The sequence below is a fragment of the Streptomyces hilarionis genome, assembly GCF_024539675.1.
GTDB classification, from domain to species: domain Bacteria; phylum Actinomycetota; class Actinomycetes; order Streptomycetales; family Streptomycetaceae; genus Streptomyces; species Streptomyces hilarionis.
The window spans coordinates 65,431-87,026 of the sequence record NZ_JAHHIT010000037.1; the positions used below are offsets into that span (position 1 = coordinate 65,431).

Annotated in this window: 16 protein-coding genes; 4 read left to right on the forward strand and 12 right to left on the reverse strand. The window is 73.5% G+C overall.

Annotated features, from left to right (window positions below):
- Positions 1 to 119: 119 nt before the first annotated feature.
- Positions 120 to 1,724, forward strand: coding sequence for an acyl-CoA synthetase (locus tag KMS84_RS06445; protein ID WP_256915084.1), 1,605 nt, complete (start codon positions 120 to 122; stop codon positions 1,722 to 1,724).
- Positions 1,725 to 1,760: 36 nt separating this feature from the next.
- On the opposite strand, the gene KMS84_RS06450 is transcribed toward KMS84_RS06445, so the two are convergent.
- Positions 1,761 to 2,630 carry an alpha/beta fold hydrolase gene (locus tag KMS84_RS06450; RefSeq protein ID WP_256915085.1) on the reverse strand — a complete coding sequence of 290 codons (870 nt, stop codon included), beginning with the start codon at positions 2,628 to 2,630 and terminating at the stop codon, positions 1,761 to 1,763.
- A 282-nt stretch (positions 2,631 to 2,912) separates the two neighbouring features.
- Here KMS84_RS06450 and paaK point away from each other — a divergent pair, with 282 nt between their 5' ends.
- Positions 2,913 to 4,214 (forward strand): phenylacetate--CoA ligase PaaK, encoded by a 1,302-nt coding sequence (paaK, locus tag KMS84_RS06455; protein WP_256915086.1) that lies wholly within the window; start codon positions 2,913 to 2,915, stop codon positions 4,212 to 4,214.
- Positions 4,215 to 4,259: 45 nt separating this feature from the next.
- Here the strand turns inward: paaK and KMS84_RS06460 are convergent, their stop codons facing one another.
- The 7 genes from KMS84_RS06460 to KMS84_RS06490 form a co-directional block, all read right to left on the reverse strand.
- Positions 4,260 to 5,756 carry an acyl-CoA synthetase gene (locus tag KMS84_RS06460; RefSeq protein WP_256915087.1) on the reverse strand — a complete coding sequence of 499 codons (1,497 nt, stop codon included), beginning with the start codon at positions 5,754 to 5,756 and terminating at the stop codon, positions 4,260 to 4,262.
- A gap of 82 nt (positions 5,757 to 5,838) precedes the next feature.
- The gene (locus KMS84_RS06465; protein WP_256915088.1) at positions 5,839 to 7,392 is read right to left on the reverse strand and encodes an acyl-CoA synthetase; all 1,554 of its coding nucleotides are present in this window, start codon (positions 7,390 to 7,392) and stop codon (positions 5,839 to 5,841) included.
- Positions 7,389 to 8,498 (reverse strand): NAD(P)H-dependent flavin oxidoreductase, encoded by a 1,110-nt coding sequence (locus KMS84_RS06470; RefSeq protein WP_256915089.1) that lies wholly within the window; start codon positions 8,496 to 8,498, stop codon positions 7,389 to 7,391. Before KMS84_RS06470 ends, KMS84_RS06465 begins: the two co-directional genes overlap by 4 nt.
- 54 nt (positions 8,499 to 8,552) lie before the next feature.
- On the reverse strand, positions 8,553 to 10,253 hold the full coding sequence (locus KMS84_RS06475) for a phytoene desaturase family protein (protein WP_256915090.1): 1,701 nt from the start codon (positions 10,251 to 10,253) through the stop codon (positions 8,553 to 8,555).
- A 546-nt stretch (positions 10,254 to 10,799) separates the two neighbouring features.
- Positions 10,800 to 11,645: an oxygenase MpaB family protein gene (locus KMS84_RS06480; protein WP_256915091.1), complete on the reverse strand. Its 846-nt coding sequence runs from the start codon at positions 11,643 to 11,645 to the stop codon at positions 10,800 to 10,802.
- A 73-nt stretch (positions 11,646 to 11,718) separates the two neighbouring features.
- Positions 11,719 to 12,897 carry an acyl-CoA dehydrogenase family protein gene (locus tag KMS84_RS06485; RefSeq protein WP_256915092.1) on the reverse strand — a complete coding sequence of 393 codons (1,179 nt, stop codon included), beginning with the start codon at positions 12,895 to 12,897 and terminating at the stop codon, positions 11,719 to 11,721.
- 163 nt (positions 12,898 to 13,060) lie between these two features.
- Positions 13,061 to 13,435, reverse strand: a complete 375-nt coding sequence (locus KMS84_RS06490) for a four-helix bundle copper-binding protein (RefSeq protein WP_256915093.1) — start codon at positions 13,433 to 13,435, stop codon at positions 13,061 to 13,063.
- Positions 13,436 to 13,548: 113 nt separating this feature from the next.
- On the opposite strand from KMS84_RS06490, the gene KMS84_RS06495 reads away from it, so the two are divergent.
- Entirely contained in the window at positions 13,549 to 13,914 is a 366-nt protein-coding gene (locus tag KMS84_RS06495; protein ID WP_256915094.1) for a DUF6479 family protein, read from the forward strand.
- A 54-nt stretch (positions 13,915 to 13,968) separates the two neighbouring features.
- Here the strand turns inward: KMS84_RS06495 and KMS84_RS06500 are convergent, their stop codons facing one another.
- Together KMS84_RS06500 and KMS84_RS06505 are read right to left on the reverse strand one after the other, a co-directional pair.
- Positions 13,969 to 14,829 (reverse strand): fructosamine kinase family protein, encoded by an 861-nt coding sequence (locus tag KMS84_RS06500; protein WP_256915095.1) that lies wholly within the window; start codon positions 14,827 to 14,829, stop codon positions 13,969 to 13,971.
- 122 nt (positions 14,830 to 14,951) lie between these two features.
- Positions 14,952 to 17,339: an ATP-binding cassette domain-containing protein gene (locus KMS84_RS06505; RefSeq protein ID WP_256915096.1), complete on the reverse strand. Its 2,388-nt coding sequence runs from the start codon at positions 17,337 to 17,339 to the stop codon at positions 14,952 to 14,954.
- A 225-nt stretch (positions 17,340 to 17,564) separates the two neighbouring features.
- Between KMS84_RS06505 and KMS84_RS06510 the strand changes: the two genes are divergently transcribed.
- On the forward strand, positions 17,565 to 19,592 hold the full coding sequence (locus KMS84_RS06510) for a PAS domain S-box protein (protein ID WP_256915097.1): 2,028 nt from the start codon (positions 17,565 to 17,567) through the stop codon (positions 19,590 to 19,592).
- Here KMS84_RS06510 and KMS84_RS06515 read toward each other — a convergent pair.
- The gene (locus KMS84_RS06515) at positions 19,576 to 20,553 is read right to left on the reverse strand and encodes an ATP-grasp domain-containing protein (protein ID WP_256915098.1); all 978 of its coding nucleotides are present in this window, start codon (positions 20,551 to 20,553) and stop codon (positions 19,576 to 19,578) included. The genes KMS84_RS06510 and KMS84_RS06515 overlap by 17 nt on opposite strands.
- A gap of 494 nt (positions 20,554 to 21,047) precedes the next feature.
- Entirely contained in the window at positions 21,048 to 21,509 is a 462-nt protein-coding gene (locus KMS84_RS06520; protein ID WP_256915099.1) for an RpiB/LacA/LacB family sugar-phosphate isomerase, read from the reverse strand.
- Between the last annotated feature and the right edge of the window lie 87 nt (positions 21,510 to 21,596).

The window sequence follows — 21,596 nt, forward strand, 5'->3', positions numbered from 1 at the left end:
GTTCAAGGGTTTTCTGACAGACAGTCAGATTTATTGGCGCGGGCCCTTCCCACTTGCCGGACCCTTTGCTCTGATGACCGGCGAACCGTCTGGGAACCCGGCCCCGGTCAGGAGGAACGGTGGAGTACAACCTTGCCGACCTGTTCGAGTCGGTCGTCGACGTGGCGGCGGACCGCGAGGCGCTCGTGTACGTCGACCATCCCGGCACGGGCGCGGAACGCCGGCTGACGTACGCGGAGCTCGACGCGGCGGCCAACCGCATCGGACACCACCTCCTCGACAGCGGCCTGCGCCCCGGCGAGCATCTCGGGCTGCATCTGTACAACGGCGTGGAGTACCTACAGACGGTGCTGGGCTGCCTGAAGGCGCGCATCGTGCCGGTCAACGTCAACTACCGCTACGTGGAAGAGGAGTTGGTCTATCTCTATCGGGACGCGGACCTGGTCGCGCTCGCCTTCGACGCCGAGTTCGCCGACCGGGTGGCGGCCGCCCTGCCGCAGACGCCGGCCCTGCGGCACCTGATCCGGGTCGGCCCGGTGGGCGAGGGGGCGATCCCGTTCGCGCAGGCCGAGGCGAGCGGCTCGCCCGAACGCGGCTTCCCGGCCCGCTCCGGCGACGACCAGTTCATCATCTACACCGGGGGCACGACCGGCATGCCCAAGGGCGTCATGTGGCGGCAGGAGGACCTGTTCTTCTCGGGCCTGGGCGGCGGTTCGCCCACGGGCGAGCCGGTGAGGAAGCCCGAGGAACTCGCCGAGCGGGTCGCCGCCGGCGGCACCGGGATCACCTTCTTCCCGACTCCCCCGCTGATGCACGGCACCTCCACCCTCACCGCCTTCATCGGCTTCAACTTCGGCCAACGCGTGGTGATCCACCGCAAGTTCGTGCCCGAAGAAGTGCTGCGGACCATCGAGAAGGAGAAGGTCACCAGCATCTCCCTGGTGGGCGACGCGATGCTGCGGCCGCTGATCGACGCACTGGAGGGCCCCATGAAGGGCACCGACTGCTCGTCGGTGTTCAGCGTCTCCTCGTCCGGGGCGATCATGTCGGACACGGTCCGCCGTCAGTTCCGGGCGCTGATGCCCAACGCGATGCTGCTGAACAACTTCGGCTCCTCGGAGTCCGGCTTCAACGGCACGGCCACCGAGGACTCCGGGCCGGAGCGCGGCTTCCGCGTCCGGGTCAACCCCCGTACCCGGGTGGTCGATCCGGCCACCCGCGAGCCGGTGGCGGCGGGCGAGATCGGCCGCGTCGCCCAGCGCGGCCACGTCCCGCTCGGCTACTACAACGACCCGGCGAAGACGGCCGAGACCTTCTTCGAGAAGGACGGCGAGCGCTGGGTGCTGCTCGGGGACATGGCGACCGTCGACGAGGACGGCGTGGTCGTCGTCCTCGGGCGCGGCTCGCAGTGCATCAACACCGGGGGCGAGAAGGTGTACCCCGAGGAGGTCGAGCAGGCGCTCAAGGCGCATCCGGACGTGTACGACGCCCTGGTGGCGGGCGTGCCGGACCCGACGTGGGGCAACCACGTGGCGGCGGTGGTCCAGGTGCGCCACGGCGCGCCGCCGCCGTCCCTGGAGGACATCCAGCGGCACTGCCGCACGCGGCTCGCCGGGTACAAGATCCCGCGCCAGCTGGTGCTCGCCGAGACCGTCCGCCGCTCCCCGAGCGGCAAGGCGGACTACCGGTGGGCGCGTGAGGTCGCCGTGGCGCAGAGCGGCTGACCGGGCCGCCCGCGCCGGCCCCGAACGCCGTCGTCCTCAGTCCCGGGGCGCCGCATCGGCGCGACCGGCCGCTTCCAGGAAGTCGCCGACCCGCCCGGTGAACCGGTCCGGGTCGTCGAGCCAGGGGTAGTGGCCGGCGCCGGGCTGCACGGCGAACTCGGCGTGCGCGAACGCGTCGGCCACCAGCCGCGCGCGCTCGGGCCGGGGCCCGCCGTCCAGCTCACCGGCCAGCACGAGCACGGGTGCGGCCACCCGGGTCAGCGCCGCCCGCAGGGCCGGCGGGTCGAAGGCGGCCGGGTCGAGGAAGCGGTCCTCGCCCTCGACGCAGGTCTGCTCGTCCGCGGCGGCCTCGTGAGCGCGGGCCGCGTCGTCCCACCTGCCGTGGAAGAAGGGGCCGACGACCGCCGGGTCGGCCTCGCCCGCACCCCCGAGCCACGCCTCGAACGCGGGAAACGCGTCGTCGAACCAGGGCTCGCCTCGACGCAGCCGGGCCGCGGCCAGCCGCTCCGCCGCCGTGGCCGGCCGGCCGAGCGCCCACGGATTGACGGTGACCAGCACGAGCCCGGACACCCGGTGCGGGTGGCGCGCCGCGTACAGCATCGCGAGGCTGCCGCCCGCCGAATGGGCCAGCACGTCGAGCCGCTCCCGCCCCAGGTGCACGCGCAGCGCCTCGACGTCGTCCACCTGCCGGTCGCAGCGGTAGGTCGCCGGATCCGCGGGCCGCGCGGAGCCGCCCGTGCCGCGCAGGTCGAGCAGGATCAGACGGCGCCGGCCGGCCAGGCCGCCGAGGTCGCCGAGGTAGGCGGAGGCCCGCAGGGGGCCGCCGGGCAGGACCACGAGCGGCTCGCCCTCACCGGCCTCCCGGTAGGCGAGCTCGGTCCCGTCCGGTGCGGTGAAGATCGGCATGCCCGATTCTGGACAGCGGCGGCGGCCGCACGCAACGGAATACTCCGCGGTCCCGGACTCCCGGGGCGTTCCGGAGTTCCCGGGGAAAAGTCACCGCCCGCCTCTTGCCCGACGTCCGCGGGCCTGGATTACTGATCGGCAAGAAGGTCGACCGAATGATCGGTCGCCCGGAATGAGACAGTTCGGTGTCGGGATCGTCCGGCGGCGGGGCCGTCCGGTGCGGGAAGGGATCCGCGCCGCGCGTCCCGCACCGCCGGGACAGGTCGGTGAGGGAGACGTCCCATGACGGATGAGCGGAACCTGCTGGACGAGGGCGAGCGCCTCGACGAGGCCGCGCTGCGCACGGTGCAGCTGGAGCGGCTGCGGACCTCGCTGCGTCGCGCCTACGCATCGGTCCCCTTCTACCGCGAGGCGTTCGACCGGGCCGGGGTCCACCCGGACGACTGCCGCGACCTCGCCGACCTCGCCCGCTTCCCCTTCACCACCAAGGCCGACCTGCGGGCGCACTACCCGTACGGGATGTTCGCCGTCCCCCGGGACCGCCTGCGCCGCATCCACGCCTCCAGCGGCACGACCGGCCGGCCGACCGTCGTGGGCTACACGGACGCCGACCTGTCCATGTGGTCGGACGTGATGGCCCGTTCGCTGCGGGCGGCGGGGGTGCGGCCCGGCGACACCGTCCACGTGGCCTACGGCTACGGCCTGTTCACCGGAGGACTCGGCGCCCACTACGGCGCCGAGCGCCTCGGCTGCACGGTGATCCCCGCGTCCGGCGGCATGACCTCCCGTCAGGTCCGGCTCATCCTGGACCTCGAAGCCCGCGTCATCATGGTGACCCCGTCCTACATGCTCACGCTGCTCGACGAGTTCGAACGCCAGGGCGTGGACCCCCGCTCCACCTCGCTGCGCGTGGGGGTCTTCGGCGCGGAGCCGTGGACCGAGCGGATGCGGCGCGAGATCGAGGAGCGGTGCGCGATCGACGCCGTCGACGTCTACGGGCTGTCGGAGGTGATCCGGCCGGGCGTGGCGCAGGAGTGCGTGGAGACCAAGGACGGTCTGCACGTCTGGGAGGACCACTTCTACCCGGAGGTGGTCGACCCGATCACCGGCGAGGTCCTGCCGGAGGGCGAGGAGGGCGAGCTGGTGTTCACCTCGCTGACCAAGGAGGCCATGCCGGTCGTGCGCTACCGCACACGCGACCTCACCCGCCTGCTGCCGGGCACGGCGCGCGTCTTCCGGCGGATGCGGAAGGTGACCGGGCGCAGCGACGACATGATCATCCTGCGTGGGGTGAACCTGTTCCCCACCCAGATCGAGGAGATCGTGCTGCGCACCCCGGGCGTGGCGCCCCACTTCCAGCTCCGTCTGACGCGTGAGGGACGGCTCGACGCCCTCACGGTCCGCGCCGAGGCCCGCCCTGACGCCACGCCCGCGGACCGCGAGGCGGCCGCGCGCGCCGTCGCCGCGGCCGTGAAGGACGACATCGGTGTGTCGGTCGCCGTCGAGATCGTCGAACCGGAGTCGCTGGAGCGGTCGGTGGGCAAGATCAGGCGGATCGTGGACGAGCGCCCGCGCGCCTCATGACGGCCGGTGGCGCCGGGACGGCCGGCGCCATGACGGCCGCGGGCGTCATGCGCCGAACCGGTCCCTCAGCTCGCGCTTGAGGATCTTGCCGCTGGCGTTGCGGGGCAGCTCGTCCACGAAGAGCACCCGCTTGGGAGCCTTGAACGGGGCGAGCTTCTCGCGCGCGAGGGCGACGAGTTCGTCCTCGGACACCTCGCCCCGTGGCACGACGACCGCCGTGATCGCCTCGATCCACTTCTCGTCCGGCAGACCGATCACGGCGACCTCGGCGACGCACTCGTGGGTGTAGAGGACGTCCTCGACCTGCCGGGAGGCGACCAGCACACCGCCGGAATTGATGACGTCCTTCACGCGGTCGACGATCGTGAAGTAGCCGTCGGCGTCGCGCACGGCGAGGTCGCCCGAACGGAACCACCCGTCCCGGAACGCCTCGGCGGTCTCCTCGGGCTTCTCCCAGTAGCCCTCGCACAGTTGCGGGGACCGGTAGACGATCTCGCCGGGGGTGCCGTCGGGGACGTCGACGCCGTCCTCGTCGACCACGCGGGCGTCCACGAACAGGACGGTGCGACCGCAGGAGTCCATGCGCCCCTTGTGCTCGTCGGGGGCGAGGACGGTGGCGAGCGGGCCGATCTCGCTCTGCCCGAAGCAGTTGTACAGCGCGAGGCGGGGCAGTCGTTCGCGCAGCCGCTCCAGGACCGGCACCGGCATGACCGACGCCCCGTAGTAGGCCTTGCGCAGGCCGCTCAGGTCACGGGTGGCGAAGTCGGGGCGGTTCGTCAGGGCGATCCACACGGTGGGCGGCGCGAAGAGGCTGTCGACGCGGCCGGTCTCGATCAGGTCGAGGAGCCGGTCGCCGTCGGGGGCGTCCAGCACGATGTTCGTGGCGCCGACCGCGAGGTAGGGCAGCAGGAAGACGTGCATCTGCGCCGAGTGGTACAGCGGGAGGGCGTGCGCGGGACGGTCGCCGGCGCTCAGGTCGAGGGCGGCGATCGCGCTGAGGTACTCGTGCACCAGGGCGCGGTGGGTCATCATCGCGCCCTTGGGCAGGGCCGTGGTGCCGGAGGTGTAGAGCAGCTGCACCAGGTCGTCGGTGCGCGGCTCGGGACCGTCGTGGACGGGGGCGGCGGCCAGCCGGGCGAGGAGCGAGTCGTCGGCGTCGCGCAGCGGCACGGTCCGCACGCCGTCGGGCAGCCGGCCGGCCAGGTCCGGGTCGGCCAGGACCAGCGAGCTGCCCGACTGGGAGACCAGGTACGCCAGTTCGTCGCCGGTCAGGTTCTGGTTGAGCGGGACGTGGACCAGCCCCGCGCGGGCGCAGGCCAGGAACGCGAGGAGGTAGGCGTCGGAGTTGTGGCCGTAGGCCCCGACCCGGTCGCCGGGGGCGAGGCCCGCGGCGAGCAGGACGCTCGCCGCGCGTGAGACCGCCTCGTCCAGTCCCTCGTAGGTCCAGGTGCGGTCGCGGTACTCGACCGCCACGCGCGCCGGGGTGCGGCGGGCGCTGCGCCGCAGCACCCCGTCGACCGTGCTGCCATGTCCGGGCGTCATGGCTCATGATCCTGGGACGGCGGCCGGGGCAGGTCAAGTCGGAGCGGAGCGCGGGCCCCGGGCCGAGGGCGGGGCCGACCGCTCACACCGGGCGGGTCCGGCCTTCCCAGTACGGCTCGCGCAACCGCCGCTTGTAGAGCTTGCCGTTGGGATCGCGGGGCATCTCGGCGATGAAGTCGACGGATCTGGGCCGCTTGTACCCGGCCAGCCGCTCGGCGCAGTGGGCGAGGAGCTCGGCGGCGAGGTCCGGGCCGGGCCGCCGGCCGGGGGCGGGCTCGATGACGGCCTTCACCTGCTCGCCCCAGTCGTCGTGCGGGATGCCGAAGGCGGCGGCGTCGGCGACCGCGGGGTGGGCGAGCAGCACGGACTCGATCTCGGCGGGGTAGATGTTGACGCCGCCGGAGATGATCAGGTCGATCTTGCGGTCGCGCAGGTAGAGATAGCCGTCCTCGTCGAGGACCCCGAGGTCGCCGACGGTGAAGAAGTCGCCGATGCGGTTCTTCCTCGTCTTGTCCTCGTCCTTGTGGTAGGCGAAGCCTCCGGTGGTCATCTTCATGTAGACCGTGCCGAGTTCGCCGGGCGGCAGCCGCTCGCCGTCGTCGTCGAAGATCGCCAGCTCGCTGATGGGCCAGGCCTTTCCGACCGTGCCGGGCTTCTTCAGCCATTCCTCGGCCGTGGCGAACGCGCCGCCGCCCTCGCTGGCCGCGTAGTACTCCTCCACGCAGGCGCCCCACCAGTCGATCATCGCCCGCTTCACGTGGTCGGGGCAGGGCGCGGCCCCGTGGATGGCGTGCCGCATGGAGGTCACGTCGTAGCGCGCCCGTACGTCCTGCGGGAGGGCCAGGAGGCGGTGGAACTGGGTGGGGACCATGTGGGTGTGGGTGCAGCGGTGGGCGTCGATGAGACGGAGCATCTCCTCGGGCGTCCACTTGTCCATCACGACCAGCCGGTGACCCAGGTGCAGGGACGCTGCCGCGAACTGGAGCACGGCCGTGTGGTAGAGCGGCGAGCACACCAGATGCACGTTGTCGTCGAAGGGCCTGATGCCGAAGATGCCGAGGAAGCCGCCGAGGTAGGACTCCTCGGGCGGCTTCCCGGGCAGCGGGCGACGGATGCCGCGCGGGCGGCCCGTGGTGCCCGAGGTGTAGTTCATGACCCAGCCGAGCGTGCGTTCGGCGGGGGCCGACTCCGGTTGTCCGTCGAGGAGTTCGGCGTACAGCCGGAAGCCGTCGACCGCGCCGACGGCGTAGCGGTGGGTGGCGGGCAGGCCGGCCTCGTCGGCGGCCCGGCGCGCCTGGTCGGCGAACCGCTCGTGGGCGACGAGCACCTTGGCCCCCGAGTCGGAGACGATCCAGGCGATCTCGGGGCCGACGAGGTGGTGGTTGACGGGCACGAGGTAGAACCCGGCCTGGGTGGCGGCCAGATGGGCGGTGAAGAACTCGGCCGAGTTGGGCAGGACGACGGCGAAGGCGTCGCCGCGTTCCAGACCGGCGGCGCGCAGACCGTGCACGAGCCGGTTGGCGGCGGCGTGCAGGCGGCCGGCGGTCCACTCCTGGCCGTCGGGCGCGATCAGGACGGTGCGGTCGGGGTCCTGGGCCGCCTGGGCCCAGAAGCCCGCGGGGGGTGTGCTGGTCACTGGCCGCTCCTTCCGGCGATGCGGTTGACGCGGTCCACGGCCCGTTCGAAGCCGCGGGTGAGATCGTCGAAGACCGCCTGGACGCTGCGGACTTCGTTCATCCGGCCGACGATCTGGCCGACGGGGGTGCCGAGCAGCGGGTCGACCTCGTACTTCTGGATGCGGGAGACGGCCTCGGCGACGAGCAGGCCTTGCAGGGGCATGGGCAGGGTGCCCGGTCCCTCGGGGTCGTCCCAGGCGTCGGTCCACTCGGTGCGCAGCTGGCGGGCGGGTTTCCCGGTCAGGGCGCGGGAGCGGACCGTGTCGCCGGAGCCGGCCGCGAGGAGCTTGCGGGTCAGGGCGGGCGAGTGCAGGTCGGCCTCGGACGTGGTCAGCCAGACGGATCCGAGCCATACGCCCTGGGCGCCGAGCGCGAGGGCGGCGGCGGCCTGCCGTCCGCTGCCGATGCCGCCGGCGGCCAGCACGGGCAGCGGGTCCACGGCCTCGACGACCTCCGGGACGAGCACCATGGAGGCGATCTCGCCGGTGTGACCGCCCGCCTCGTAGCCCTGGGCGACCACGACGTCGATGCCGGCGTCCCGGTGCTTGCGGGCGTGCCGGGCGCTCCCGGCCAGCGCGGCGACGAGGACGTCGTGGTCGTGGGCGCGGGCGACGACGTCGGCGGGCGGCGAGCCGAGCGCGTTGGCCAGCAGCCGGATCGGATAGTCGAAGGCGACGTCGAGCTGGCTGCGGGCGACCTGTTCCATCCACCCGGTGATCCGCCACCCGGCGGCCTCGCCCTCGGCCAGCTCGGGGACGCCGTGCTTGGCGAGGGTGTCGCGCACGAAGTCCCGGTGCCCCTCGGGGATCATCGCCTCGACGTCGGCCTCGCTGACGCCCTCGACCTTCTTGGCGGGCATGACGACGTCGAGCCCGTACGGCTTGCCGTCGACGTGGGCCTCGATCCAGTCGAGGTCGCGTTTGAGGTCGTCCGGGGCGGTGTACCGGACCGCGCCGAGCACGCCGAAGCCGCCCGCGCGGCTGATGGCCGCGGCGACGGCGGGGAACGGCGTGAAGCCGAAGACGGCGTGCTCGACTCCCAGTTGTGTGCTCAGCTCCGTCTGCATGGGCGCAGGATGCCGCAGCGGCGCGGACGACGGAAGAGCTTTTCTGATAGACCGTCAGATTGTTGGGTCCGGATCCCGGGGCGCCTCCAGCACGGCCATCGCCGCGTTGTGCCCCGGCACCCCGCTCACTCCTCCCCCGCGCACCGCGCCGGCCCCGCACAGCAGCACGTTGCCGTGCCGGGTCTCCACGCCCCAGCGGCCGGCGCCGTCGTCCGCGTACGGCCAGGACAGCTCGCGGTGGAAGATGTTGCCGCCCGGCAGTCCGAGGTCGCGCTCCAGGTCGAGCGGGGTCCTCGCCTCGATGCAGGGACGGCCGTCGGCGTCCAGGGCCAGGCAGTCGGCGAGGGGTTCGGCCAGGTGCGCGTCGAGCTGGGCGAGGGTCGACCTCAGCAGTTCCTCGCGCACGCCGTCGTTGTCGGCGCGGAAGAGCCGGGCCGGCGTGTGCAGCCCGAACAGCGTCAGCGTCTGGTATCCCGCCGCGGCGAGGTCGGGGCCGAGGATGGTGGGGTCGGTCAGGGAGTGGCAGTAGATCTCCGAGGGCGGGGCGGCCGGCAGATCGCCGGCGGCGGCCTGGGCGTGGGCGGCGGCGAGCTGTTCGTAGCCCTCCGCGATGTGGAAGGTCCCGGCGAACGCCTCCCGCGGGTCGACGGAGCTGTCGCGCAGCCTCGGCAGCCGCTTGAGCAGCATGTTCACCTTGAGCTGGGCGCCCTCGGCGGGGGCGGGCGGCTCGTCGCCGGCGAGGGCCGCGAGCGCCTGCGGGGAGGCGTTCACCAGGACGTGCCGGGCGGCGACGACGCCCTCGCCGTCGGCGCTGCGATAAGTCACCTCGGCGCTGCGGCCGTCCGTGTCGATGCGCACGGCCTCGTGTCCGGTGGCGAGGACGGCTCCCGCGTCCCGGGCGGCGGCGGCCAGGGCGTCGGTGAGGGCGCCCATCCCGCCGACGGGCACGTCCCACGCCCCCGTGCCGCCGCCGATCACGTGGTAAAGGAAGCAGCGGTTCTGCCGCAGGGACGGGTCGTGGGCGTCGGCGAAGGTGCCGATGAGGGCGTCGGTGAGGACCACGCCCCGCACGAGGTCGTCGGCGAAGCGTTCCTCGACGGCCGCGCCGATCGGCTCCTCGAACAGGACCCGCCAGGCCTCCTCGTCGTCGACCGTGCGGCGCAGTTCGTCGCGGGTGGGCAGGGGTTCGGTGAGCGTGGGGAAGACCCGCCGGGCGAGCCGTCCGGTCATGCCGTAGAAGCGCTCCCAGGCCGCATACTCGCGCTCGCCGCCCGTGAGCCGCGCGAACGCCTCACGGGTGCGCTCCTCGCCCCCGCCCACCAGGAGTCCGGTGGGCCGTCCGGCGCGCTCCACGGGCGTGTACGAGGAGATCGTGCGGCCGCGGACGTGGAAGCGCAGCCCCAGGTCCCGCACGATCTTCGAGGGAAGCAGGCTGACCAGGTACGAGTACCGGGACAGCCGGGCGTCGACGCCGGCGAACGGACGGGTGGAGACGGCGGCGCCGCCGGTGTGGTCGAGCCGCTCCAGCACCAGCACCGACCGTCCGGCCCGGGCCAGGTAGGCGGCCGCGACCAGGCCGTTGTGGCCGCCGCCCACGACGACGACGTCGTAGGAGCGCCTCTCCCCGGGCCCCTGCGCCTTCCCGGGCCCTGCCGGCCCCTCGCGTCCCGCGCGCTCCTCGCGTCCGTCGTTTCCGTCGTTTCCGTCGCGTCCGTGGTGTCCGTGGTGTCCCGGGTGTCCCTCGTGTGCTGGCATGGTTCTTGGTAACACGAGGCGATCAAGGTCGGCCAGGGGCCGTCCGCGCTCCACGGACCGGGATCCGGAGCGGGCGCTGGACCGGGAGCAGGGCCGGGACCGGCAGGACGGCCGGACCGCCGCGACGTTCACCGCGGCGGCCGCTCCCCCCTCCGCGGGGGGGGGGCCGGTCCGCAGGTCCCCGGAGACGCGGCCGCGCGCGGGGCGACGCGCGGTCGGGCCACGCCATGTCGTCCACGGCGAGGAACGGTTCGCCGGCCACGGCCGCGTGGGCGACCCGGTGAACGCCCTGACGTCCCGGCGCAGAGGGGACTGGTCGGCGTAGCCCGCCTCGGCCGCGGCCCGGGCGGCGGCCTCGCCCGCGATCAGGCGGTGGGCGGCATGGTCGAAGCGGACGAGCCTCGCGGCCGACGTGGGCGGCAGGCCGAGCTGGGATCAGGGCCGACCTCGCGATCGCCGGGGGCGGACGCACCTGGACGCACTCGACGTTCTCGCCACGGGCCCGGACCGCTCCGCCCGGCGGCGGGGCGGTTTCCGGCAGGCGGCCTACGGCCGCGCTTTCTGCGGTGCCGGACGGGCCTCGGGGCCGAGCCGGTCCACGGCCCGCAGGATGTGCTTGGGCGGGAGCTGCCGGCGAAGACGGGCGGGAACACGGCGCAGCACGGCCCCGGTGGTGCGCAGCCGGCGGGTGACGGTGGCGGGATCGGGGGCGCGTCTGCCGTACAGCTCGTGGGCGTACGGCGGCAGCGAGGCGTACGCCAGCCGCGCCACGTGCCGCCACAGCAGGGCGCGCGCCGGCACGAGCAACGGGTGGATCGGCGGCCGGAGCAGGAAGTCGTCCACCTCGCGCGCCTCGGCGCCGGCGGCGAGTTCGGGGCGGACATTCTCGAAGTACGCCTCCATGGCGGCCCGGTCACCGGGCACGGTCTCCGGATCGAGCCCCACCAGGCGCGCGCTGACGCGGTGTTCGCCGATGTAGCGGTCGGCGGCCGCGTCGGAGAGCGGGTAGCCGGAGCGGCGCAGGACGTGCAGATAGGAGTCGATCTCGGCGCAGTGGACCCACAGCAGCAGGGCGGGTTCGTCGACTCCGTAGCGTTCTCCGGAGTCGGGGTCGGTGGCGGAGAGCAGGCGGTGGATCCGGCGGACGCGGGCACCCGCCTTCTCGGCGTCTTCGGCGGTGCCGTAGGTGGTGGTGCCGACGAAGTCGGCGGTGCGCATCAGCCGGCCCCAGGCGTCGCGCCGGAAGTCGGAGTTCTGCGTCACGCCGCGCACGGCGCGCGGGTGCAGGGCCTGGAGGTAGAGCGCCCGGATCCCGGCGACCCACATCATCGGATCGTCGTGCGCCTGCCAGGTCACGCTGGTCGGGCCGAACAGCCCCGGGTCGGACGTCATGCCGAAAGTGTGGCCAAGCTCCTCGGCCGGCACCAGTGCCCCTCCCCCGCCCGCGGCGCGGCCCCGCCCGGGGTCAGCGCCGCACCCGCGGCATCCCCAGGCCGATCCAGGAGATGATCTCCCGCTGGATCTCGTTGTTGCCGCCGCCGAAGGTGAAGATCACGGCGGACCGGTAGCCGCGTTCGAGCTCGCCGTGCAGGACGGCGCCCGCCGAGCCCTCCTGGAGCGCCCCGGGCGCCGCGACGACCTCCATCAGCCAGCCGTAGGCGTCCCGGCGGGCCTCGGAGCCGTAGACCTTCACGGCCGAGGCGTCCTGCGGGGTCAGGGTGCCGTTCTGGAGGGCGCCGACCATCTGCCAGTTCAGGAGCTTGAGCGCGTCGAGCTTCACATGGGTCTGGGCCAGCCGTCGGCGCACCCAGGGCAGGTCGACCACCCGGCGGCCGTCGGCGAGTTTGGTCTCGCCCGCCCAGCGCTGGACGTCGTGCAGGGCGCGGATCGCCATCGTGCCGTGTGCGGCGAGCGTGACGCGCTCGTGGTTGAGCTGGTTGGTGATCAGCCGCCAGCCCTGGTTCTCCTCGCCCACCCGCCGCGAGAGGGGGACGCGGATGTTCTCGTAGTAGCTGGCGGTGGTGTCGTGCGAGGCGAGCGTGCGGATGACCGTGCAGGAGTAGCCGGGGTCGGTGGTCGGCACCAGGAGCATCGTGATGCCCTTGTGCGGCGGCGCCTCGAGGTCGGTGCGCACCGCCAGCCACACCCAGTCCGCGGTGTCGCCGTTGGTCGTCCAGATCTTCTGCCCGTTGACGAGGTACTCGTCGCCCTCGCGCACCGCGCGCGTCCTGAGCGCGGCGAGGTCGGTGCCCGCGTCGGGCTCGCTGTAGCCGATGGCGAAGTCGATCTCGCCGGCGAGGATCTTGGGAAGGAAATACGACTTCTGCTCGTCGGTGCCGTACCGCATGATCGTCGGCCCGACGGTGTTCAGGGCCATGAGGGGCAGGGGCACGCCGGCCTGCGCGGCCTCGTCGAAGAAGACGAACTGCTCGATGGGTGTGAGGCCGCGCCCGCCGTACTCCTTGGGCCAGCCGACGCCGAGCCAGCCGTCCTCGCCGAGACGCCGGATGGTCGTGCGGTAGAAACGTTTGGCGGCGACCGGGTCGGCGTGCCGGGCGTAGGCGTTGTCCGGCACCAACTCGGCGAAGTAGGCGCGCAGTTCGGTGCGCAACCGCAGTTGCTCGGGCGTGTGGTCGAGGTGCACGGCGCCTCCTGGCTTCCCAAGGCCGGTGTCCTGACGGCGCACACCGTAGAACGTGTTCCAGAAATTGGGAATGGCGAGGACCGGACACGCGAGCGGCCACTCGACCCGACACGGGAGCGACGACGGGACCCGGGGCGCGCGGCCCCGGAGCCGCCGCGCCGGCTCAGCGCAGCGTGGCGATGAAGTCGGTGCAGGCCTGGGCGCAGGCGCGGCACGCGGCCGCGCTCTCCTCGGCCCCCGGCTGCCGGTCGAAGACGTGCGCGCTCTCCAGGCAGACCGTCCGGCACCACTCCAGCTGTGCCCGGATGCCGGCCTCGTCCGTGGCGCTCTCCTCGGACAGCACACGGCAGGTGGCGTCGCAGACCTCCGCGCACATGATGCCCTTGCGCCGTACCAGTTCCTGGTGCTCTCTTCCGTCCGGATCCACGAGGCTCGCCCGCAGCGCGCTGGCGCGCGCGCACTCGGTGCACGCCTGGGCGCACGCGAAGCGGTCCTCCAGGAACCGGAAGAGTTCCTGTTGGGATGTCGTCGTAGTCACAGGGGGCGGGTAGCCGGGGAGCCCGCGGCCAAACCCGCCGAGGCCCGCGGGGGCCGTCCGACCGGCGCTCCACCTGGACGGTTCGTCCCGTTTTCGGTGGGTATTCACACGGTATGACTACCGCAAGCCAACAGCTGGCCGCCGCGAGCGGCCTGCTCAGTCTCGGGCTGTTCGTGGTCGGCATGGCTCTCCTCGCCGTGCTCGGCGGCGGCTTCTGGCTGGGCGCCCGCGTCAAGTCGCGCGAGTCGGCACGGCCGCGCCCCGAGGAGCAGCCGCATCTCCCGCCGGGCGGCGCCGTGCACGAGATCCGTGAGAACCGGGAACCCGACGAGGTGCCCCGGACGGCGGAGGGCGGCCGTCCCCTCACCCCGTACGAGCTGACCAACATGCAGACCCGGTCGAGTTCGGACAAGAAACGGCCGCGCTGGAGCCGGGGCAGCAGCGGCTCGTTCGGCGGCGGCGGTCTGGGCGCCCACTGAGCGCTCCCCCGAAACGGCGCCCCGCCTCCCGCGCCTTCCTCCCTCGAGCGGCCCTCACCGGGCCGCTTCGGCCACCGCGAGCGCCTGTCGCGCGTACGCACGGCCGAACAGCACGGCGTGCACGAGCAGGGGGAAGAGCCGGTGCAGGCCGACCCGCCCGCGCCACCCGTCGGCGAGCGGGGCGACCTGCTGGTATCCGGCCAGCACCTGGTCCAGGTGGGGGCAGCCGAAGAGACTCAGCATCGCCAGGTCGGTCTCCCGGTGACCGCCGTGGGCCGCCGGGTCGATGAGGCGAGCCTCACCGTCCACGCCCCACAGCACGTTGCCGTTCCACAGGTCGCCGTGCAGGCGGGCGGGCCGTTCGGGCGGCCCGGCCAGCTCCGGCAGACGCAGACACAGGCGCTCGATCCGGGACGCCTCGGCCGGGCCGAGCGTGCCCGCGGCGACGGCCGAGCGGACGTAGGGCAGCACACGCTGCTCCGCGTACCAGGCCGGCCAGTCGTCGCCGGTCTCGTTGCGCATCGGGGCCCGGCCGACGTACGCGTCGAGCGGGCCTCCGGGCGGAGCGGCGCCGAACGCCGGGGCCCCGGCGGCGTGCAGGGCCGCCAGGTCGCGGCCCAGCCGGTGGGCGGCCCGGGCGTCCGGCGCGCCGGTCGGCACACGGTCGGTCACCAGCCAGCGGTCGTCGTGTCCGTGCACGGCCGGGACGCGGACGGCCCCGGCGGCCGCCAACCAGCGCAACCCGGCGGCCTCGGCGGCGGTCGCGCCCGGATCCTCGCCCCGCTTGACCATCACCACGCGCCCGTCGTCGAGGACGACCTCCGTCAGGGTCGCGGACAGCGGCCGCCGGCGGCGCGGTGACGCCCCGGTGTGCCGGGCGGCGGCCGCGCCGGGGGCCGAGGGAGGCGGGCTCATCCGACGATCCCCGCGGCCTCGCGGCCGCTCGCCGGCCGGGCGGTCGGGACGGAACGCGGTGACATGACGGCAAGCCTACGCACGGCGCGCGGGCCCGGCCCGGAAGGACGCCGGGCGCACGGTCAGGCCCCGACGTACGCCGCGAGGTGCTCGCCGGTGAGCGTGGAGCGGGCCGCGATCAGGTCGGCGGGCGTGCCCTCGAAGACGACGCGGCCGCCGTCGTGCCCGGCGCCGGGGCCGAGGTCGACGATCCAGTCGGCGTGCGCCATGACCGCCGGGTGGTGCTCCACCACGATGACCGACTTGCCCGCGTCGACCAGGCGGTCCAGCAGGCCGAGCAACTGCTCGACGTCGGCGAGGTGCAGGCCGGTGGTCGGCTCGTCCAGGACGTACACGCCGCCCTTGTCCGCCATGTGGGTGGCCAGCTTGAGCCGCTGGCGCTCGCCGCCGGAGAGCGTGGTGAGCGGCTGGCCCAGGCTCAGGTAGCCGAGGCCGACGTCGGCCAGCCGGGTCAGCACGCGGTGCGCCGCCGGGGTGCTCGCCTCGCCCGCGCCGAAGAACTCCGCGGCCTCGGTCACCGGCATCGCGAGGACCTCGCTGATGTCGCGCCCGCCGAGGCGGTACTCCAGGACCGAGGCCTGGTACCGCTTGCCCTCGCACTCCTCGCAGGTGGTGGCGACGCCCGCCATCATCGCCAGGTCGGTGAAGACGACGCCGACGCCGTTGCAGGTGGGGCAGGCGCCCTCCGAGTTGGCGCTGAACAGCGCCGGCTTGACCCCGTTGGCCTTGGCGAAGGCCTTGCGGATCGGGTCGAGCAAACCGGTGTACGTGGCCGGATTGCTCCGCCGCGAGCCGCGGATGGCCCCCTGGTCGACCGAGACGACGCCCTCGCCGCGCGGCACCGAGCCGTGCACCAGCGAGCTCTTGCCCGAGCCGGCCACCCCGGTGACGACCACCAGCACGCCGAGCGGGATGTCGACGTCCACGTCCCGCAGGTTGTGCGCCGAAGCGCCCCGGATCTCCAGCGCGCCGGTGGACTTGCGCACCGTCTCCTTGACGGCGGCCCGGTCGTCGAGATGGCGGCCGGTGATCGTGTCGGCGGCCCGCAGCCCGTCGACGGTGCCCTCGAAGCAGACGCTGCCGCCCCCCGTGCCAGCGCCGGGTCCGAGGTCCACCACGTGGTCGGCGATCGCGATCGTCTGCGGCTTGTGCTCCACCACGAGCACCGTGTTGCCCTTGTCGCGCAGGCGCAGCAGCAGGTCGTTCATCCGGCTGATGTCGTGCGGGTGCAGACCGGTGGTGGGCTCGTCGAAGACGTAGGTGACGTCGGTGAGCGAGGAGCCGAGGTGGCGGATCATCTTGACGCGCTGGGCCTCGCCGCCCGAGAGGGTGCCCGAGGGGCGGTCGAGCGAGAGGTAGCCGAGGCCGATCTCCCCGAACGAGTCGAGGGAGTGCTGGAGCGCGGTGAGCAGGGGGGCCACCGACGGGTCGTCGAGCCCGCGGACCCACTCGGCCAGGTCGCTGATCTGCATCGCGCAGGCGTCGGCGATGCTGACCCCGTCGATCCTGGACGACCGCGCGCCCTCGCTCAGCCGGGTGCCCTCGCACTCGGGACAGACGGAGAACGTCGTCGCGCGTTCGACGAAGGCGCGCACGTGCGGCTGGAGCGCGTCGATGTCCTTGGACAGCATCGACTTCTGGATCTTCGGGATCAGCCCTTCGTACGTCAGGTTGATGCCCTCGACCTTGATCTTGGTCGGTTCCTTGTGGAGCAGGTCGTGCAGTTCCCGCTTGGTGAACCTGTTGATCGGCTTGTCCGGGTCGAAGAAGCCGCAGCCGGAGAAGATGCGGCCGTACCAGCCCTCCATGCTGTAGCCGGGGATCGTCAGCGCGCCCTCGTTGAGGGACTTGCTGTCGTCGTAGAGCTGGGTGAGGTCGATGTCGGAGACCGTGCCGCGGCCCTCGCAGCGGGGGCACATGCCACCGGTGCGGGTGTAGGTGGCCTTCACCGCCTTCTTGTTGCCGCGCTCCACGGTGATCGCGCCGCTCGCCCGCACGGAGGCGGTGTTGAAGGAGTAGGCGCTGGGCGGCCCGATGTGCGGCTGCGCGAGCCGGCTGAAGAGGATGCGCAGCATCGCGTTGGCGTCGGTGGCGGTGCCCACGGTGGAGCGCGGGTCGGTGCCCAGTCTCTGCTGGTCGACGATGATCGCGGTCGTCAGCCCGTCGAGCACGTCGACCTCGGGACGCGCCAGGTTCGGCATGAAGCCCTGCACGAAGGCGCTGTAGGTCTCGTTGATCAGCCGCTGCGACTCCGCGGCGATCGTGTCGAACACCAGTGAGCTCTTGCCGGAACCGGAGACCCCGGTGAACACCGTCAGCCGGCGCTTGGGGATCTCGATGCTGACGTCCTTGAGGTTGTTCTCGCGCGCCCCGTGCACCCGGATCAGGTCGTGGCTGTCGGCGACGTGCGACGCGGGCGGCTGGGGCTGCGTCCTGTGGGCCATGCTCATCGTCTCTCCTCCGTCGCGCGGACCGCCCGGTCCGTGCCGGCGTCGCCCGGGTCGTGGCGTTCGACGCCACGCTAGCCGGGGGGCCGGGGCCGGCGCTTCTCCAATCGTGATCAGTTCGGCGGCGTTCATGTTCGGACAGGCCCCGGACAGTAAACGACAACGCGGCGCGGCGGCGGCGTGAAGGCGCTGAGATGGCCTGATTCGTCGTGCAGGATGAGGTGGAACATGGCCGAGGTGATGCGGGCGGAGCCGGCGCGGCGCACGGGCACGGGGGCAGGGGCGGGGGCGGGCGTCGCGCAGCAGAACGCCAGGCAGGACACGAAGAAGGGCGGACCGGCGAAAGCGGAGCAGAAACGGTGCGCCTGTGTGGCGGGAGGGCCGGACAACGCGCTCGGCGGGGCCGAGGAACGCTTCCGGGGCCTGCTGGAGGCGGCGCCGGACGCGATGGTGATCGTCGACGACACGGGCATCATCAAGCTCGTCAACGCTCAGACGGAGGCGCTGTTCGGGCACGGTCGCGAGGAGTTGCTCGGCTGCCCCGTCGAGCTGCTCATCCCGCACCGTTTCCACGACCAGCACACCGCGCACCGGCGCGGGTACACGGCCAACCGCCAGGTGCGGCCGATGGGCGCCGGTCTCGAACTGCACGGGCTGCGCAAGGACGGCACGGAGTTCCCCGTCGAGATCAGCCTGAGTCCGCTGGAGACGGCGGAGGGGCTGCTCGTGTCGGCCGCCGTGCGCGACGTCAGCGACCGCAAGGCCGCCGAGGCCCGGATCAACGAGCTGGCCGCGCTCGTGGAGTCGTCGCAGGACGCAATCCTCGCCAAGACCCTCGACGGGTACATCACCTACTGGAACGCGGCCGCGCAGCGCCTGTACGGCTACACCGCCGAGGAGGCCATCGGCCGGCACGTCTCGCTGCTGGCCCCGCCGGAGCTGCGAGGCGAGGTCCGCGAGCTGCTCAAGCGGCTGCGGCACGCGGAGAAGGTGGAGCACTACGAGACGCTGCGGTTGACGAAGTCCGGGGCGCTGCTGGACGTGGACGTCACCCTGTGGCCCACCCGGGACACCCACGGCAAGGTGGTCGGGGCCTGCGCGATCGTGCGCGACATCAGCGACCGCAAGCGCGCGGAGGCCGAGCTCACGGTCCTGTACGAACAGCAGCGGCACATCGCGCTGACCCTCCAGCGCAGCCTGATGGGCACGCCGCCCGCGCTGCCCGGTCTGGCCACCGCGAGCCGCTACCGGCCGGCGACCCAGGGCGCGGGGGTGGGCGGCGACTGGTTCGACCTGATCCCGCTGGGCGCCGACCGGGTGGGCGTGCTGATAGGCGACGTCATGGGCCGCGGGCTGGAAGCGGCCGCCGTGATGGGCCAGTTGCGGTCGGCCGCGCACGCACTGGCCAAGACCGGGATGCAACCGCGGCAGCTGATGCGGGCGCTGGACACCTGCGTCGCCGACCTCGACGTGCCCGACCAGCTCGTCACCTGCTGCTATCTGGTGATCGCGCCGGACGCGGGCACGGTGACGGTCTGTTCGGCGGGGCACCTGCCGGTGCTGGTCGCCGGGCTCGGCGAGGGCATCACCCAGTTGTCCTGTCCGGTCAACGCCCCGCTCGGCGTGGGCGACGTGGTCTACGAGCAGTCGAGCTCGGAGATACCGCCGGGGGCCACGCTCGTGCTGTACACGGACGGCCTGATCGAGACGCCGGGCAGCGACATCGAGGTGCGCATCGGGGAACTGACGGGACTGCTGGGGCAGTTGTTCGTGGGCACGCCGTGTCTGGAGGCCGCGGCGGACCATGTCCTCGCCGGTCTGCTGCCGGACGCCGACGGCCACAACGACGACGTCACACTGCTGCTCGCGCAGTTGCCGGCCGCGCCGCTGGCCGCCGTCACGACGCACCTGCCGGCCACCGCGGCCTCGGTGCCGCAGGGGCGTGCCTTTCTGCGGACGGCGCTGACCGGGTGGAACTGCGCGCACAGCGCCGACGACGCGCTCCTGCTGCTGTCGGAGACGCTGACCAACGCCGTCCAGCACGCCGAGGGCCCGGTCGGCGTGCATCTGCACCGCACCGCCACCGACCTCACGGTCGAGGTCAGCGACCGCAGCCCGCAGTTGCCGCAGCCCCGCACGGCGGTCGAGGACGCGGAGTCGGGCCGCGGTCTGATGCTCGTGCGGGCCCTCGCCGCCGACTGGGGGGTGCGGCCGACGGACGAGGGCAAGACGACCTGGTTCACGCTGAAGCTGTGACCCCCCGGTGCGGACCGCCGTGGGCCGGCGCCAGGGCGTTCAGGTGGGCCTGGACGTAGGGCACGGCCACGGCGTGCAGTTCGCGTTCGCCGTCGACGAAGGCGGGCTGCACGTTGACCTCGAAGACGACCCCGCCGTTCTCCGCGGCGAGGTCGACGCCGGCGAAGGGCAGCCCCACGGACGCCGTGGCCGCGACGGCGAGTTCGGCGAGCCGGGGCGGGAGGTCCGACGGGGCCAGGTGGACGGCGGTGGCGCCCTGGCAGGTGTTGCAGGGGGTGTCGGTGGCGGGCTGAAGGTGCTCGCGGGCGTGCAGGACCCGCTCGCCGAGGACGAACACCCGGAACTGGTGACGCAGGCCGTCGGCGGTGACGTTGCCGGCGTCCCGGGACAGCATCCAGTCCGTGCCGCGGTCGGCGTAGTACGCGGCGGCGCGCTCCAGCCGGGCGACGGTGTCGACATGGAAGGTGTCGTTGCCGCCGGTGCCGATCACGGGCCTGGCCCAGGTGTCGCGGCCGAGCCGCTCGAACGCGTCGGCCGCCTGCCTCGGGGTGGGCCGCGACAGCACCTCGGTCTCCATCTGGGCGATGCCGTCGCGGCGGAAGCGTTCCACGGTGAGGTTCTTCTCGGTGGCGGTCCGCCAGGCGTCGGGACCGGCGGCGAGGGTCACCACGCCGTGGCTCGCGAGGAGTCGCTGGAAGCCGGCGAGGGCACGCCGGTGGTGCGGCGGGATCTCGTAGAGCACGACGACGTCGGGCACGAAGTCCAGCCGCTGCTCCGGGACCTGCAGGCGTAACCGGCTGCCGTGCCGGACGCCGCGGCCGGTGCCGCCGGTCGCGAAGTGCCGGGAGTCGACCCGGACGGGAGGGGCGCCGGTGAGCAGTTCCACGGCGTCGGCGAGGTATTCACGGCAGCCTTCGGGCGAGGTGGGGTCGGCGATCAGGGCGATGCACGGTCGGGACACAGCGGCCTCCAGGGGCTCTCGACGCGCGCTCGTGCCGCGGGCGGCCCACGCGCGGCCCGAGCGGTGTCACGGATGGTGCCTGTCGCGTGGGTGGTCGCCGCGCCCGTCGCCCGGGGAGCCGCGCCGGTGTGCGGAGCCGTGCGGCCCGGACGGCGCCGGACGGGACGGGTGACCACGAGGGGGTGGGGCTCGCCCCACCGGTCGGGCCGCGGGGCTGGCCGACCACTGTAAGCACCGTGCGGGAGCCCGTGCCAGGGCGCACGACGGTCCGCCTCCTGCCCCGCGTTCTGCGCCGTGAGCCCCGGTCCGTGCGCCCTGTCCGGGCCGCCGGAGCGCCTCCGTCCCAGCCGTCCCGCTGCCCGTCGGCTGCCACGTCCGGATCCGGTGGCCGGCGGCTGCCGCGTCACCGGGGCGGACCGCGTGGCTCCCGGAGGATCCGCCGCGCCCGGGAGGAGGCGGGGGCGACATGCGGGTGTGGGGCTGCGGGACGGCCCCTACCCCGGGGAGCCCGCCCTGCCGGCGTCGAGGCCCTCGATGTGGGCGACGTTGAACCGGTCCTCGGCGTCCCCGCCGGCCTCGGCGGCGAACCAGGCGTCCAGGATCTCCTTCAGCAGCGGCTCCGACGTCAGGCGCAGGCTCAGCGCGAGGACGTTGGCGTCGTTCCAGCGGCGGGCGCCGTCGGCGGTGCCGGCGTCGACGCACAGCGCGGCCCGGACGCCGGCCACCTTGTTCGCGGCGATGGACGCGCCGGTGCCGGTCCAGCAGCACACCACGGCCTGATCGCAGGTGCCGTCGGCCACGTCCCGGGCCGCCGCCTCCGAGCACACCGCCCACCGCGGGTCGTCGCCGCTGCGCAGCGCGCCGTGCGGGACGACGTCGTGCCCGCGGCCGCGCAGTTCGGCCACCAGGGCCCGGGCGACCGGCTCGTCCATGTCCGAGGAGACCGAGATCCGCATGGGTCGGAGCCTACTGAGGGCGGCCCGGCGCTGTCGCCCCGGACGCCGTCCGCACCGGGTGGGCGGCGGACCGCTTCCCCGCGATCG